The sequence below is a fragment of the Rarobacter incanus genome, from assembly GCF_006715765.1.
In the GTDB taxonomy this organism is placed as follows: Bacteria; Actinomycetota; Actinomycetes; order Actinomycetales; family Cellulomonadaceae; genus Rarobacter; species Rarobacter incanus.
On sequence record NZ_VFNV01000001.1, the window covers coordinates 1,961,838 to 1,978,730 of the forward strand.

Below are 16,893 nucleotides of genomic sequence, written 5' to 3' on the forward strand. Positions count from 1 at the left end.
GCCGCAGGCTACCGCCAGGCGGGCTTCCAGAAGGAGACTCCTCGTGAATCGAGTACTCAAGGGCATCGCCGCCACCGGAATCGGTGCGCTTCTCGCCGCTGGTGCACTCATTGCACCCGTGGCCACTGCCGCGTTGCCGCAGATACCGACCGTGGCGGACCTGCGCGATACCAGTACGACCCAGCCTCGCTGGCTTTCCGTGCCCTATTCGCGTACCGTCATCAACCCCTTCGCGTTCGAGGAGGTGGGGGCCACCACGGAACGCAGCGAGATCGAGTACTCGGGCGGGACGAACCTTCCTCTCTCGAACGGCTTCTACGCCCACGACGAGGCTATTCACGTAAAGAACATCCTCAATGTCTACGAAAAAGGAGCGGAGGCCCCGGAATACTCGCTGAACGAGTCGTTTGATTCGCAAGCGGCCACCGAGGCGGCAGGGTGGACCCTGCGCGATGCCACTTCCGTGTACTCGGGCGGCAAGGTGACGGTCACCAATTCCGGCGCCGAATGGGGATACCTCCAATCGCCCCTCGTCAACTTCAGCCCTGGTGACCAGCCCCTGCTGACCGTCCATGTGCCATCGATCAGCCCCGCGAACGGGCTCTGGTCGATCGAGGCCCACTTCGTCGGGGGAAGTGGACCGGAAGTCGTGAAATTCCAGCCTGATTCGTCCGTGACCGGCGAATTCACCGTCGAACTCGCCAAGAAGCTTGCGGAAGCAGGCCGCACGGGGGCTCAGCAGTTCCGGCTCCGGTTGTGGGCCAGCACATACCACACCGGCTCGTCGAGTGTTTCAGTGACGTTCGACTCGATCTCGATCCACAAGATCGGGGAGAACGACTTCCCCAGCACCGGACAGGCCGTCGGCTGGGAGACGAACTTCGACAACGTGAGCGGATGGTCGGGCCCTTCGAACGGGTCGATAATTGCCTCCGCGGGTGAGGGTGTCATCGCTTTGGGCAGCTCCGGCGACGCCTGGGGTGCAGCGACCACCCAGATCTCCGGGCTCAACGTCGACACCTACCCGCTCCTGTCGCTCAAGGCATCCTCGGGTACCGGCGAATGGGCCGTGAAGGTCAACTCCGGAAGCGGAGACATCCCGCTGCAGGGCGATATCGCCAGCCACGGCGTCTTCACCTACAACCTGCGCGCGCTGACTGGCTGGAGCGGTTCCAAGAACTTCACGCTCAAGGTGTTCCAGGTTGGGCACAACACCTCGACGCGTTTCGACCGCATAGCCATTCATTCCGGAGGTTCCTCGTCGGTCTTCGAAGCCAACAACGTCGACTATGCGTGGACACCCGCATCCGTGACGATGCGGGGAACCTATGACAACATCACAGTCGACACGGAGGACTACTTCTCCACCGGGCAGATCGATGGCCTGGTGCGGAAGATCAACGCGACGGGGGATGGCAACCTTGCCGTCGGGGGAGTGCTGGAGCACTCGAATCCCGCCTACGATGCGGTATCCCGGACCATCACTGTCACCGGACCCTACGCGTCGCGTAGCGTCGCCCTTCCGCTCGATTCCGAAGTCACGTTCTACGGCAGCGTGCAGTCATTCAAGAATGGGGATGCCGGTACCGCTGCTCCGACGAGTTCGTCAGGATACTGGGCGGCGACCCTACCCGCCGACGGGACGGATCGATACATCGGAATCGCGTGGGCAGTTGCGGGTGAGTCGGATGCCGCGGGGCAATCTCGCACCGCGGCGCGGGCGAGCAGGGACGAACAGTCGAGCGGCATCGGACACTGGACTCAGCATTGGAACGAGTACCTGGGCACCGTGCCGGCCCTGGAAGACTATTCGATCCGCCGCGTCGCCGATGGGGGTGTGCAGTCGGACCGTATGCGGGTGTTCTATTTCTACGCGTGGATCAACCTGGAGATGAACGTCCTGCCGGCGACGCCCGAGACCGGAAATCTGTATGCCCAGGTGGGCACAGGCAAACCGTCTCTGTGGATGCACGGAACGCCCGGCACGAGGAACGTCGCGTCCTGGGACTCCCTCCTGGGTATGCAGCAGTTGGTATACACGAACCCCGGTGCCTCCTGGGACTCGTTCATCGGCATGATGAAGTCCGTCAAAATGGACGGCCCCGCGCCAACAGACACCAACGGAACGGACGCCAAGGGTGGATTGAAGGGCGAGTCCCTGCCCAGCCGCAAGGCCCAGACCGCCTGGATTCTCTACTCCGTAACCGGCGACGAGGCCAAGCTCGAGTCGATATTCGACGAGTTGCACGCCCATCTGGTGTGGGAGTCGCACAATCTGCGCTGGATCTTCGGAAGCAACGATGCGACGGACGAACGCGACAGCGAGTTCGTGGCCTCTCTCATCTACGACCTGAAGTTCGCGGTGAGGATCGCCGATCTGCTCGGTCACGACGACCTCTCGGCGTACTACACCTCACTCATCACGTCGCTGACCCGCGACTACGAAGACTGGTTCTTCCCGACCACGCAGGACGGCGCGGGCAAGGTGTGGCCGACAGTGCAGAAGGTCTTCCTGGACACGAACCGCACCTCGATCCCGGAGCATCCGGAGACCGAAGGACAGCCCTATCGTGACCAGAAGGGACGCTGGGTGCGTCAGGGTCTGTCGTACTACACGACGACCGGGCTGGTTGCCGAAGAACTCGGCGAGGGTTTCCGCGCCAAGGTCCTGGAACGTCACGAATGGGACTACGACGCAGATCGCCAGCTGGCGGGCCTCGGGCGTGTGCGTGTCAAGGCGCCGGACGTGCAGCTCATCACCTACGGTTTGCTGGACATGCAGCCGTTCGGTGACTATTCGCGTGCCGATCTGCTCGATCAGGCGACCGTGCTGGTGAACTCGTACAACCGCGATATGGTCATCGCCAAGTGGTTCGCGGAGGTCTACCACGAAACCGGAAACGGTGAGATCGGAGGGCACATCAAGGCCTCCGGCGTGCGTCCCTCACTGTTCGGCATATCCAACTTCATCGACTTCATGCTGATCTCGAACGGTTACCGGCTCGACGAGGGAACCCCGACCTTCTTGCGCCTGGAGGGTGGCACCGGCGGCGTTTCAGGGCTCACGCACAGGAATCAGAAATTCGACTTCGACATTGACGGAACCACGATCCGGCTCGCCGGCGAAGCCGTGGGCAATGGTGGCCTGCCACCCACGATCGATGTCTCCGAAACGGGAGTCTCCTACACTCCCGAGGGCGGATATCAGGCGAGCACGGATGCGTCGCTGTCATCACTGAGCGTCGGAGGTGCGCTTCTGAGTGGCTTCAGCGCGGAAAAGACCGAGTACGCCGTAGAACTCCCGGCCGGTTCGACCACGGTTCCTGTCGTCACGGGTATTGCCGCTGACGAACGGGCGAGCGTCACCGTCACTCCGGCATCGACGCTGCCCGGAACCACGACCGTGCGGGTAACGGCTGAAGACGGAGTGACCACTCGTACCTACCGTCTCGCATTCACGGTGAAGACATCGCCGGTCGACCCGAGCGAGCCGAAGAGCACCCAAATCGATGCGCCGAGCACTGTGAGCGCCCGCTACGGAGTGTCCCCGCGCATCGATGTCAATGTCCGTGCAGCCGAGGCAGTGCCCGCCGGCCGGGTCGAGGTCCGTGCTGGATCCAAGCTGCTCGGCTCCGCAGCATTGATCCGCGGTCACGCGACCGTGTCGCTGCCGAAGAACCTTGTGGTGGGACGACTGGCCGCCACAGTGACCTATGTGCCTGCGAGCAGCGACTTCGCGACGTCCTCGAGGAAACTCAGCGTGACCGTCACGAAGACGAAGGTCAAGAAGGTGACGGCACGCGTCATCAAGCCGAAGAAATCCGCCAAGAAGATCGTGCGCAACAAAGCGGCGACGGTGAAGGTCGTGTTGACGGGTGCCGGCGGCGCTCGCATCGCCGGCACGGTGCGCCTCGTCGCTGGAAAGCGCATCCTGGGCAAGGCGAAGGTCAAGAAGTCCGGTTCGCGATTCGTCGCTACGGTCAAGGTCAGGGCAAAGGCCACGGCGAAGATCAAGAAGGCGACGAAGGTCGTAGCGAAGTTCAGCGGTAGTGGAATCTACAAATCCAGCAGCCACACAACGACGGTGAAGGTAAGAATCCGATGAATATGTCTCGCAGGCGCGCAATGGGCGCAGTCATCGCCCTCGGATGCGCGGGTTCGCTTCTCGCCCCGACAACCGCCGGGGCGATCTCCGCCGACCAGATCGTCACGGGCGGGGTGGCCTCGTTCGAGAGTTCCCCCGTACCTGCGTTCGGAGTGGCTGGGAGCACCACCTTCGACTGGGTACAGCGGGCGCAGGCGTTCGATGACCTCGCGTACGACTGGACGAACCGCGGCGACTTCACCACCATCATGGAGGATTCGACCGCATACAACATGGATCCCGGCGAGAGCTCTTTCAAGATGCCCGCCTACTGGGGTGACGATCGCATCCAGCGGCTCGGACCGAACAACGGTGATGGCTATCAGGAATCGGTGACGCAGTTCTCGTCCATCATCTCCGGCACCCTGATCGGAATCGACAAGAGCAACCAGACCTGCAACAAGCCGAATCTGCCCTCGGGTGTGACCACCTGCAACTACGTCGACATGATGCGCACCTTCGTTCATCAGGGCATCGGCGTGGCAGGAAACACGCCGCTCCTCGGAAAGACCGGTGATGGCAAGGACATCCCCGGCACGCGCGACGGTTGGTACCAGTTCCTGCCCAACGTCCTGTACTACGCCATGGGATCGATGTACCCGGACGCCACGGATATGGACCAGATCCTGCGGGGCATCGCAGACAACTACGACGCGATGGTCCGTCAGATCGGCGGCGCGAACGCCGATTTCAACATGCAGGACTATGACTTCGAAGAGATGAAGCCCATCATCAACGCTGGCTGGAACCAGGCCACGGATATCGGAGCGGCTACGGCTGCGGTGTTGATCTGGGCGCATGACCACTTTGGCGATGCGAAATACCTCCAGACCGCGAAGTGGACTATGGACGCGATGGATCGTTCCAGCGAGAACCGCTACTACGAGATCATCACGATGCTGCTGCCGTACCTGGCCGCGCGCATGAACGCGATGCACGGTACCAACTACGACGTGGCAAAGTATTTCCAGTGGCTCCAGTACGACACTGTTGCCCGCAACGGCTGGGGCACAATCGGTGGGTTCCGCAGCGCAGGCACGAGCCCGTTGCGGTGGGCCAGTAGGACGGTGTCGGGACTCTCTGGCAGCCTCTCGGACACCGGATTCGACGGTGACTCGTCGACTCGAGGCTACGCATTCGCAATGAACTCGTTCGTGACGACCTGGCTGGCCGCGGCTGCCAAGTACGACACGCAGTATGCCAACACCGTCGGTCGCTGGCTGCTCAACGTCAACACGTCGGCCCGGTGGTTCTTCGCCGACCAAGTGGATGCGAACCAGCAGGAGGGCGTGATCAGCACGCAGCAGACCGGTCAGCCGGGATCGTCCACGGGATGGAAGACCGACAAGCGTGCCGGCGCAATCGCGTACGAGGGGTTGCAGCCGCACTCCGGAGTCGGCATCCTGGCCACGGCCGATGTCACGCACCCGGAAAGATCCGGTGGGTGGAACCTGGGGCCGGACTCAACGAACCTGGGTCTGTACGGTTCGGGCTGGATCGGATTCATGTCCGTCATCAAACCGACGAACGTGGCAGACGTCCTGCGAACGGATCTGAACGCCCTGGATCACTTCGGGAACAATGCCTATCCCACGTCGCTGATCTACAACCCGACCGGGTCGGTTGCCCAGGTGCAGATCCCCCTCACCGGATCACGCGACCTGTATGACGCAGTTACGGGCTCCTATCTGGCGCGTGGCGCGTCCGGACAGGCAACGGTGCCAGTGCCTGCGGGCGGTTCCATCGTGCTGGTGGAACTTCCGGCCGGAGCAACGTTGTCGGCCGAGGGGCACACCATCTCTGCCAACGGTGAGCCCATCGCCTATGACGTGACGCCGAGCCGCGACCTGGCTCGGGACGCCGATGTCGTGGTGTCGCCCACCGGTCTCAGTGCGGCAACGGCCGCGAGCATCGTCGACGGCGACTTCACGACCGGGTGGGCAACGACCACCACGCAGGTGCAGAACGTCGTCCTCGATCTCGGCGCCGAGCACAGCGTCGGGTCCGCACTCGTGGCCTGGGGGGCCACGCACCCCGCGACCTACGCCATCGCGACGTCCACGAATGGTTCGTCCTGGACGACTGCGACTCAGGTCTCGTCCCTCGGCGGGCGTGAGACGGCCACGTTCACTCCTCGCAAGGCGAGGTACGTGCGCGTCACCATTCCCATCGGCACCTTCGACCTACGCGCAATCGAAGTCCACCTGGGCGATCTTGCGAGAAGTGCTCGTGTAGAGGTGTCGAGCACGGCCAACACCCACCATGTGGGAGCCAACCTCACTGACGGGTCCCGGTTCACGCGCTGGGAATCTGCCGCGACCGACGCGCAGAACGCCCGGATCGACCTTCGTGGTACCCAGCAGATCGGTGCCGTCCGGATCAACTGGGAAGGGGCCTACGGCCGAGATTTCCGGATCGAGACCTCGCTCGACGGCGCGAACTGGACTGTCGCCAAGACCATCACCGGAGGAACCGGTGGCGACCAGACCATCACCTTGCCCGAGGGCACTCAGGGGCGCTACGTCCGTTTCGTCGGAGTGCAGCGAGGCACCGAGTGGTCGTACTCGATATGGGACTTCGAGGTGTACGGTGCGACAGGAGTCACCCGGGTCGGCGACATCACCCTGGGGGACATCGGAAGCGGAGGAGTCATCGCGGGCGGTACGTTGCCGATCGTGGGAAGCGGGTTCACTCCAGGAGAATCGATCACTCTCGCCTGGCAGGGCGGGGCGAGCAGCCAGGTCACCGCGGATTCCACCGGGGCGTTCACGGCAGAGGTAGTCGTGCCCTCCATCACGGGAGAGCACACTCTGACCGTCACGGGCATGTCATCGGGGGTCGAACGATCGATCACTGTCACAGTGACTCCCACTGCTGAAGTGAGCGTCCCAACAGCCACAGTGCTCAGGCTCAGTTCTAGCACCGTGGTCGCCGACGCGAAGCGTCCCGTCGTCGCGGAAGTCTCCGTGACCTCCAGCGGCTCAGGCACGCCCGCGGGTACCGTGGTAATCACCGAATCGGGCCGTGAGATCGCTCACGGAACTGTAGTGGCCGGCGCTGCAGAGGTGACAATACCCTCGTCCCTGGCGATCGGTGATCACGCGCTTACCGCTGAGTTCCGGAGTGCGGACACCGGCCGCTGGCGGGATTCACGTTCCGCGACCAAGGTGCTGGCGGTCGACAAAGCCCGGGTGACCACTCGGGTGGTCATCGGCAAGGCGAAGGTGGGTAAGAAGACGGCGGCGACCGTTCGCGTGACGAGTACGGGAACCTGGCGCGGAGGACGGGTGACACTCACTGGCTGGGGCGAGACGCGCAAGGTGACCGTACCCGCCAGCGGCTTGGCCAGGATCAAGCTTCCCGCGCTCAAGAAATCTGGTAAGCGAACGCTTGTGGCCCGCACCGTTGCAACCGCGCGCCAGTCGGCCAGCACCCAAAGGCAACGGATTTCCGTCCTCAAGGCGAAGCCGAAGGTAAAGATCAGCGTGAAGCGCTCGGGCGGCATAGCCAGTTTCCGCATCACTGTGGTCAAACCCAAAGGCGTGTCCGCCACGGGTCGCGCAGCCGTCTCCGTCAACGGCAAACGGGTAACGACCGTCCGTGTGAGTAAGCGCGGGAAGGCGAAGTCGGCGACAATCGCGATTCGCGGCCGAGCCAAGGTAGCGGTGAAGTTCACCGGCAACAAGGCACTGCGCACCGTGACCAAAACGGTCGCCGTTCGGGCCCTCCGGTGATTTGGTCCCCGCCCGGCGCATGTCCTGCGGCGGGCGGGGAGCCGCTCCGGTCGATCCCACCAGGTAATTGCATTCTTCAGAACATCACGACGAGTGATCCCCCAAAGTTAGGTATCGAGATGCGTTCATCGTCAAACGGAAAACCCCGCCATTCACGCGGCGGGCGGCGTATCACAGCAGCGGTCGCGATCGCCGCACTGTGCGGTGGGTCGTTGGGAGCAAGTATGCCAAGTGCGCAGGCGGTTAACGCTGAAACCACACCGTTCTATACCTCGTTTGACGAGGTGGCCAACCCCGCGGGGCTGATAAACTCGACGAGTTATTCGGACGCTGGTGCGACCACCCAGAACCTGAGCGGCACCAACTTCTCGATGGGAAGCCTCACTCCGCAGGTCGCATCTGTGACCGCGAGCGCGGAAAACGCCCCCAACGAATCCGCCGCGAAGCTCGTCGACGGAGACCCGTTGACCAAATGGTTCGCCAACACCAAGACTCCGAAGGTGGATCTCGTCGTCGCCGGCCCGCAGCGGGTGACGCGGTACGTGCTCACCACGGCCAACGACGCCCCCGACCGCAACCCGAAGAACTGGACGTTGCGGGGTTCGAACGACGGCAGCACCTGGACCGTCCTCGACACCCGGACGGGTCAGTTGTGGGGCAACGAGGGTGCATCCAGCCTGCACACTCGGCATTCCTTCGCCGTACCTGCGGACAAGCAGGGCGATTACTCGCGCTATCGGATAGACGTGAGCGACAACAACGGCGCGGCTGGCACTCAACTGGCCGGTGTGGAACTCATCGGAACAGGGTCCTCGACACCGAATGTGACTCCATGGCAGACCGCCGTAGACGATGGCCCCTGGTCGAGCCGCGTCGCCAAGGCCAAGGTCGGATTCAGTGGCACCAAGGCGCTGCGCTACTGGGGCTTCCACACGGCCGATGGCGCCGCTCGCACGACCAATGTGCTCTACCAGGACCTCGACCTGCAGATCGGATCCAATACCGAACTCACCTACAAGATCTTCCCCAACCTCGACGAACTGGAACTGGCATGGCCTGCCACCTACGTCGCAGTCGATCTTGAATACACCGAGGCGGGCAGCAGCACCCTCAAGCGAATGTCGCTCGCTGGCCTGACGGACAGTTTCGGGTTCCCTGCTACCGCTCGCGGTCAAGGAGAGTCCAAGCGGCTCCTCGCACGCCAGTGGAACTCGGTACGCGTCGACCTTGGTGCGCTCGCGGGCGCCACCGTTCACAAGGTACTGCTCTCCTACGACAACCCGAACGGTTCAGCGGCCTCCACTCCAACCGGCTGGGTGGATGACATCCGCATCGGCAGCGGTCGCGTCATCGATACGTCGGCCGATGGCCTGACCGCCTACGTGGACACCCGCCGTGGCTCCGACTCCACGGGTGACTACACCCGCGGTGCGACCTTCCCCGCGACGGCCGTACCCAATGGATTCAACTTCTACACCCCGCTGACTGAGGGGTCGTCTAACGTTGACCTGTACAAGTACCAGGGATCGAACACCTCCGCCAACAAGCCGCGCCTGCAGGGCCTCGCCATCTCCCACGAGCCGAGCCGCTGGATCAACGACCGGAACCAGATGCAGTTCATGCCGTCGGTCACCACGGACGGAACGCCCAACGCCGGCCTGGAAAATCGTCAGTTGACGTATCGTCACGAGAACGAGATCGCGCGGCCGGATTACTACTCGGTGACGTTCGACAACGGCATCCAGGCCGAGATAGCGCCCGCCGATCACGCGGCGATCCTCCGCTTCACCTTCCCGGCGAGCGCGAACAACCGGGGCACGATCTTCCTCGACAAGGTGTCGCACGACGCGGGCTTCACCCTGCGGAGCGACAACACCGGATTCGACGGCTGGATGCAGGGCGGCGCCGAGGGAACGACGCGCATGTTCGTCCATGCGCGATTCAACCGCGCGACCGTCGCGCAGGGGACGGCTGCTGGTGACCGCAGCGGTGCCCAGTACGTCTCCTTCGACACCTCCGACCCCGGCAATCGCGTGGTCGAGATGCGCATCGCGACCTCACTCATGAGCGTGAGCCAGGCCTGGCACAACTATGAGCTGGAGGTCGTGGGCAAGAGCTTCAGCCAGGTTCGCGCCGCCGCGCAAGCCGCATGGAACCAGCGCCTCGGCGTCGTGGAGCTGCAGCAGGCGACGGACGAGCAGAAGATCTCGATGTACTCCAGCCTCTACCGCCTGAACCTCTACCCCAACGCGCAGCACGAGAACACGGGTTCGGCTGCTGAGCCAGTCTGGAAGTACGCCAGCCCGGTGAATGCGACCACTGGCTCACCGACGGCGACCGAGACCAACGCGAAGATCAACAGCGGAAGGATGTACGTCAACAACGGCTTCTGGGACACCTACCGGACCGCCTGGCCGCTCTACAACCTGCTCTATCCGGACGTGGCGAAGGAACTCATCGATGGTTTCGTCGAGCAGTACCGGGCCGGTGGGTGGATCGCTCGCTGGTCCACGCCGGGTTACAAGGACTCCATGACGGGGACGAGTTCGGACGCGTCCTTCGCGGACGCCTACATCGCCGGGGCCATCCCGGCATCACTGGCCGAGGAGGCCTACGCGGCTGGGCTCAAGAACGCGACGGCGGTCTCGTCCGCGAATATCCAGGCGGACGGCAACTACGCCGCGGACCAGGTCGGGCGGAAGGCCCTGAATCAGTCGATCTTCCTCGGCTACAGTCCTGCGTCGCTGGACCAGTCGGTGTCGTGGGGGCTCGAAGGGATCATCAACGACTACGCCCTGGGGAAGATGGCGGCCAAGCTGGCGCAGGACCCGGAGGTGGCCGCAGACCGCAGGGCGCGCTATGCGGACGACGCCAAGTACCTGCTCGGCCGCGCCGAGAGCTACGTGAACCTGTTCGACGCTAGCGTGGGCGACCCCGCCGATGCGAACACGCCGCTCGGGTTCTTCCAGGGGCGCAAGGCGAACGGCGACTGGCTCTTGGGCCCCGGTTCCTACGACCTTTCCAACCGCACGTCCGTGTACAACCCCGAGGACTGGGACTCGGGCACCGAGACCGGTCACCACACCTACACGGAGACGAACGGCTGGAACTTCGCCTTCCACACGCCGCACGACGTCGACGGGCTCGCAGCCCTGTACGGAGGGCAGGCGGGACTGATCGCAAAGCTCGACACGTTCTTCGCCACGCCGGAGAAGGCGGACACGCGACGCATCCACGAGACCTATGAGGCGCGGGACGTGCGCATGGGACAGTGGGGGGCCTCGAACCAGATCTCGTTCCACATCCCGTGGATTTACTCCGGCGCTGGTAAGCCCAGCCGGACGCAGGCGCTCACTCGCGACGCTGTGCAGCGACTCTACGTCGGCTCGGACATCGGCCAGGGATACCTGGGTGATGAGGACAACGGTGCGATGAGTGCCTGGTACGTGTTCTCCGCGCTCGGGTTCTACCCGCTCGCCATCGGTTCGGGTGAATACGTGGTGGGCTCACCGCTGCACGGCAAGGCGGTGATCAAGCCGCTGGGACGCAATGGCAAGGTCACCATCAACGCCGCGAACAACTCGGTGAAGAACGTCTACGTGCAATCGGCAACGCTGGATGGGGCACCGTTGCAAAGCGCGTCGCTGAGCGTGGAAGACGCGTTCGACGGAGCCGATCACACGCTGGACTTCACGCTGGGGGAGGAGCCTTCAACGTGGGGCGAGAGCACGCTCCCAGCTGAGCGGCCCACGCCGTCGATCGACATCCTCGACGCCAGGTACGCCAGCGTCTCGGCGACTGGCACGGAAGCATCGTCGCTGACCGACAACACCTCCAGTACTGCCGCGCAGTTCTCCGCGGCGGGCGGGAGCGTCACCGGGGCCTCCAAGGTGGGGCCGGTCACGGTGGACGAGTACACCCTCACCAATGGTGCCGGTTCGGCCGGTGGGGATCCGCGAGATTGGCGACTGGAAGCGTCCAACGATGGTGCAAACTGGACCACTGTGGATCAGCGCAACGGTGAGACGTTCCCCTGGCGCACACAGACGAGGCCGTTCACCGTCGCCTCGCCGGGCTCCTACAGCCGCTACCGGCTGGTGGTCACCCAGACCGGGGGCGGCAACCTTGCGCTGTCGGAGATCGAGTTCCTCGTCGTGACGGGTGGCGCATCCACAAGCGAACTTGCGATTCACGCGTCCGGCACCGTCGATGTCCGTACCGGTGCCGCCTTCACCGGCACATTGGCCACGATCACGACGAACGGCGAGGCGCCCGCTGTCACGGTGGACGCCGGCAACGGCCCGCAAACTGCCACAGTTACCAGCAATCCGTTCGGCGGACACGTCGTGAGCGCGAACCTGGTGTTCGACACCCCCGGCCTGCACACCGTGACGATCGCGGCGTCGCAGGGCGGGCAGCACAAGAGCGTGACCGTCCCGGTCAACGTATACGTAGACAACAGGACCGCGACACAGGTGGCCTCCGCGGCGAACGTCGCCTGCTTCTCGGAACTCGGCGTCGGCGGAAGCTGCGACGGGGAAGGCTATGCCTACGATCGCGCCAAGGTCCGCTCCGCTGGCGTCGATTTCGGTTCTGAGCAGACGGTTCAACTCGGCGGCCGTACCTTCCGGTACACCCTTGCCGATGTCCCGGCCGGACAGAAAGACACATTGACCGGCCGCGGCCAGGTGATTCCTGTTCAGCCCCACCCCGGCAGCGAGCGGATCTCATTCCTCGGAATGGCGAATCAGGGGCAGCGAACGGTCCGAGTATGGCTGGGATACAGCGACAATACGGAGCAGCCGGTGGACGTCTCCTTCGGCGACTGGGTGGACAAGGCAAACAACCCCATCGCTGGCAACACCCAGGTGTTCAACGCTCCGGGCAGGCTCAAGGACGCGGGGCAGGAGTCGCCCGCCAAGAACCTTGCGGTGTTCGCCACCGATCCGGTGATCCTGCAGCCGGGCAAGAATCTGACGCAGATCCGGCTCGAGGATCAGGGAACCGACATTCCTGCCGGCAAGGCGCACATCGTGGCCTTCGCCTTCGACGGATCCGCCGTCTCGCCGCTCTCGGCGGTCCCGGGCGGGCAACTGCCGGCCGCGACGGCGGGCAAGCAGGTCACGGCCCACCTAGCCACGGCATCGGGCGGCCGGGGCGACTACCGGGCATACGTGAACTGGGGAGATGGCACGACCCTGGACGAGGTCGCCACGCAGGATGGCGCCCTCTCCGGTTCGCACACGTACGTAGCCGCGGGCACCTACCAGGTGCACGTCACCGTGACCGACGGTGAACTGTCCAAGGTCGTGGGCGGGACGATCGTCGTCGCGGCCGCGCCCACCGATCCAGGCGGACCCGGCGGTGGCGGCCCCAAGCCGACCGACCCTGTCGTGGTGAAGGTGAGCGCCCCGGTGCTGTCGAAGACGAGTCAGGCATACGACTCGGTGGCAAAGCGCCGGGCTTCGATATCGGCCACAGTTTCCGGCGTCACCACCGGCGTCGTGGCTTTCCGGGCGGGCGGCACGCTGCTCGGCACGGCAAAGCTCGTCCGGCAGGGCTCGATCTACCGGGCGAGCCTCCCGATCCCCGCACGGCTTCCCGTGGGCACCTACCGGGGGCTGACGGCGACGCTGACCTCCGGCGGCAAGTCGGCACAGTCGCAGTCGGCGGGCGTATCGCTCCGGGTCGTCAAGGCGACCACCAAGTCGGTCAAGGTATCGGGCAAGAAGTTCCCTGCGCGCACGAGGCCGAAGGTGACCATCCGGGTGGCAACGCTGTCCAATGGCCGGCCAGCGGTCGGGTCGCTGCGGATCCGCGTCGGCAAGAAGGTCGTGAAGATCGCGAAACTGACGGCCAAGCGCAAGGGCAAGATCGTGGTCAAACTGCCGAAGCGGTACTCGTCCGCGATCAAGGTCAAGGTCAGATTCGTGCCCACCTCGGCGAAGACGGCCCAGGCGAAGTGGTCCAAGCTGGTGTCGCTCAAGCTGCGATAGGAGCCGGGCTACGGGCGCGCTAGTCAATTGGCCGCTGTGTGTCGCTTCCAAGGATCGGGCGCCTGGCTGCGCCCCGGGCCGTGTCCGTAGCGCTGCTACGGGCACGGGCCTCCGCCTTGCCATGCATCCCGTCCGGAATCCGCCACACGCACCGTTAATCAACCGGCGCATCCTAGGCAGAAACCTGACGGAAATCGGGTCGCCGTATCCTGGATCGATGGATGCCAGTTCTGCTCGCCGGTTCAACTCAGACAACTACGCGGGGGCGCATCCCGAGGTGCTGGCGGCGCTGGTACAGGCGAACTCCGGCCATCAGCCGGGATACGGTGACGACCCGTGGACCACGCGGTTGCGCGAGGTGGTCCGAGGCCACTTCGGGGAGGCTGCGCAGGCCTATCCGGTGCTCACTGGGACCGGGGCCAATGTGGTGTCGCTGGCGGCGATGCTCCCGCGCTGGGGCAGCGTCATCACCCCGGCATCCTCGCACCTCAACGTGGACGAGAATGCGGCACCCGAACGGATGGCCGGGATCAAGCTGCTCACGGTCGATACTCCGGACGGCAAGCTCACGCCCGCTCACCTCGATGAGTTCACTGAGAACGTCGGCGATCCGCACCGGGCGCAGCCGCTCGCCATCTCCATCGCGCAGCCGACCGAACTGGGCACGGTCTACCGGATCGACGAACTGCGGGCGCTCGTCGAGCGAGCCCACGCGCTCGGCATGGCGGTGCACATCGATGGGGCGCGACTCGCCAACGCCGCCGCCGCGCTGGGCGCGACGCTAGGTGAGATCACGACCGCGGTCGGTGCCGATGTCGTAACGCTCGGCGGCACCAAGAACGGTATCATCGCCGGGGAAGTGATCGTGGTCCTGGACCCCGCCGCGGGCGAGGGGATCGAGTTCGTCCGGAAGTTCAGTGCGCAACTCGCCTCCAAGATGCGCTTCGTATCGGCCCAGCTAGTCGCCCTCTACGGTTCGGACCTGTGGCTGCGCAGCGCGGCGGCCGCGAACGCCGCCGCCGCGCGGCTGCGGGCAGGCCTCGACCGAGCGATCGCGCAAGGCCTGCTCCCCGGGGTCGAGCTCACGCAGGCGAGCGACACCAATGCCGTGTTCGCCGTCATCCCCGAGCGAGTGCGCGAGGAATTGCGTGCTCGCTTCGGTTTCTACGACTGGAATCCGGCCATCGGCGAGGTCCGCCTGATGTGCTCGTTCGACACGACCGACGGCGATGTGGACGAGTTCGTCGCCGCCGCGGTGGCCGGCCTGGCCTGACGGCGTCGCTTGGCAGTCCGGGCGGAACTCGTCGGGCTACTCGTTGTCCCCGCCGGTCGCGGCGGCCGCCTGGTCCACAGGCGGCGTAGCGGTGCCGTCCCCGTTTGCGCCTGGCCACACCCAGTCGCGGACCTCGGGAATGTCCTCGCCGAATTCGCGGGTGTGCTCCCGTGCGGCGAGGCGCGCGTCGAGCATCTTCTGGCGAAGACCGGCGTAGCGCGAGCCGAGGCCGGGCACCCGGTCTATCACGTCGATGACCAGGCGGTAGCGGTCCAGATCGTTGAGCATCACCATGTCGAAGGGCGTGGTGGTCGTGCCCTCCTCCTTGTAACCGCGCACGTGGATGTTGTCGTGCCCGGTCCGGCGGTAGGTGAGCCGGTGGATGAGCCACGGGTAGCCGTGATATGCGAAGATGTGAAGCGCCCTGGGTTTAATGGAGACTCAGTTCATTTGATTTCAACCAGTTCTTTGGCGCTGGCAACACCAGCATAGAACGTGGCCTCGAACTTTGCAGGCGTCACGTCGCCGAGGTATCCATGGAGGCGCTGAGTGTTGTGCCAGTACACCCAGCCCAGTGTCGCGAGTTCGAGATCATCAATCGTTTTCCACGGCCCAGACTTCGCTGGCCCGCGCACCAACTCAGCCTTGTAATACCCGTTCACCGTCTCAGCGAGAGCGTTGATGCTTAGCTGTCGCCGACAGTCCCGATCGAGGGCGTCGCCCCGATCTGTGCGAGGCGTTCACGGTAGCGAATAGAGGTGAATTGGCTGCCCGCATCGCTGTGACAGCGCAGCTCCGGCAGATGCTTCCCGCGTGACCAGCGCGTCATCTCGATCGCATCCAACACCGTCTCGGTGTTCATATTCGACGCGCACCGCCACCCTACGATCGCGCGACTATACGCGTCGATGATGAAGCACACGTAGGCGACGCCCTGCCACGTCGGCACGAACGTCAGGTCGGTGACCCACAATTGGTTCGGCGCATCGGCCTTGAAAACCCGGTTCACGAGATCAGGATGCCTCGGCATCCTAGGGTCAGGCTTCGTAGTCTTCACCCGCTTCTCACGGCGTGCTCCCTCGATCTTGAGCACTTTCATCAGCCTAGCGACCTGATCACGACCGATATTGATGCCTGCCCGCTGCGCTGCTTTCCAGAGCTTGCGCACCCCATAAACACAGTAGTTGTCTTCCCAGATCTTGAGCAGCATGGGCGCGACCTCTGCATCTCTGATTTGACGAGCAGAAGCTGGCCTGCTGTTCGCGGCATACTACGTGGACGGGGCCACCTGCAGAACCTTGCAGATGCGCTCGACCCCGAGCCTTCGACCAGTCACAACATCGTCCTTGTTCTCGGTGATGAATCGCACTAGTTCCGGTGGTGGCGGTCGAGCTGCGCCCCGAAGAAAGACGCCGCACGCTTCAAGGTTTCATTCGCGCGTTTGAGTTCACGCACCTCTTGCTCGAGTTCTCGCATGCGAGCTTGCTCGTCGGTCGTAACTCCGGGTTTTACACCGTCATCGATGTCGGCCTGGCGCACCCAGGAGCGCACTGACTCAACGCCGTAGCCGAGCTGCTCAGCCACACGCGTCGTCGTTCCTTGACTCGTGCCAAGCTCCGCGCGGAGGGTGCGCACCACCCAGACCGCAGCAGCCTTCTCTTCAGCGAAGTAGCAGCGTCCCTTGTTCTTGCGTTGGGGGATGAGTCCATTCTCGTTCCATAACTCTGGAGCCTCCAACAAACCCAG

At 64.2% G+C, this 16,893-nt stretch carries 4 protein-coding genes and 2 pseudogenes; 4 read left to right on the forward strand and 2 right to left on the reverse strand.

From position 1 onward, the window contains the following. Positions 1-43: 43 nt before the first annotated feature. The 4 genes from FB389_RS08170 to FB389_RS08185 all read left to right on the forward strand — a co-directional run bounded on the left by FB389_RS08170 (position 44) and on the right by FB389_RS08185 (position 15,147). Positions 44-4,105, forward strand: a complete 4,062-nt coding sequence (locus tag FB389_RS08170; protein ID WP_142112621.1) for a cadherin-like beta sandwich domain-containing protein — start codon at positions 44-46, stop codon at positions 4,103-4,105. Between the two features lie 2 nt (positions 4,106-4,107). Continuing rightward, entirely contained in the window at positions 4,108-7,878 is a 3,771-nt protein-coding gene (locus FB389_RS08175; RefSeq protein ID WP_170207936.1) for a discoidin domain-containing protein, read from the forward strand. Positions 7,879-8,102: 224 nt separating this feature from the next. Continuing rightward, positions 8,103-13,874, forward strand: a complete 5,772-nt coding sequence (locus FB389_RS08180; RefSeq protein WP_170207937.1) for a GH92 family glycosyl hydrolase — start codon at positions 8,103-8,105, stop codon at positions 13,872-13,874. 217 nt (positions 13,875-14,091) lie between these two features. Further along, on the forward strand, positions 14,092-15,147 hold the full coding sequence (locus FB389_RS08185; protein ID WP_142112625.1) for a threonine aldolase family protein: 1,056 nt from the start codon (positions 14,092-14,094) through the stop codon (positions 15,145-15,147). Positions 15,148-15,183: 36 nt separating this feature from the next. On the opposite strand, the pseudogene FB389_RS08190 reads toward FB389_RS08185, so the two are convergent. Together FB389_RS08190 and FB389_RS08195 are read right to left on the reverse strand one after the other, a co-directional pair. Beyond that, positions 15,184-15,561 (reverse strand): annotated as a pseudogene (locus FB389_RS08190) (phosphoketolase family protein); the annotation flags it as partial. 32 nt (positions 15,562-15,593) lie between these two features. Next, positions 15,594-16,848: pseudogene (locus FB389_RS08195) on the reverse strand (IS3 family transposase). Positions 16,849-16,893: the final 45 nt, after the last annotated feature.

Bases quoted from the DNA above. Each gene is read 5' to 3' on its own strand.
- FB389_RS08185 (WP_142112625.1), top strand. From the start codon at position 14,092: ATGGATGCCAGTTCTGCTCGCCGGTTCAACTCAGACAACTACGCGGGG.
- FB389_RS08175 (WP_170207936.1), top strand. From the start codon at position 4,108: ATGTCTCGCAGGCGCGCAATGGGCGCAGTCATCGCCCTCGGATGCGCG.
- FB389_RS08180 (WP_170207937.1), top strand. From the start codon at position 8,103: ATGCCAAGTGCGCAGGCGGTTAACGCTGAAACCACACCGTTCTATACC.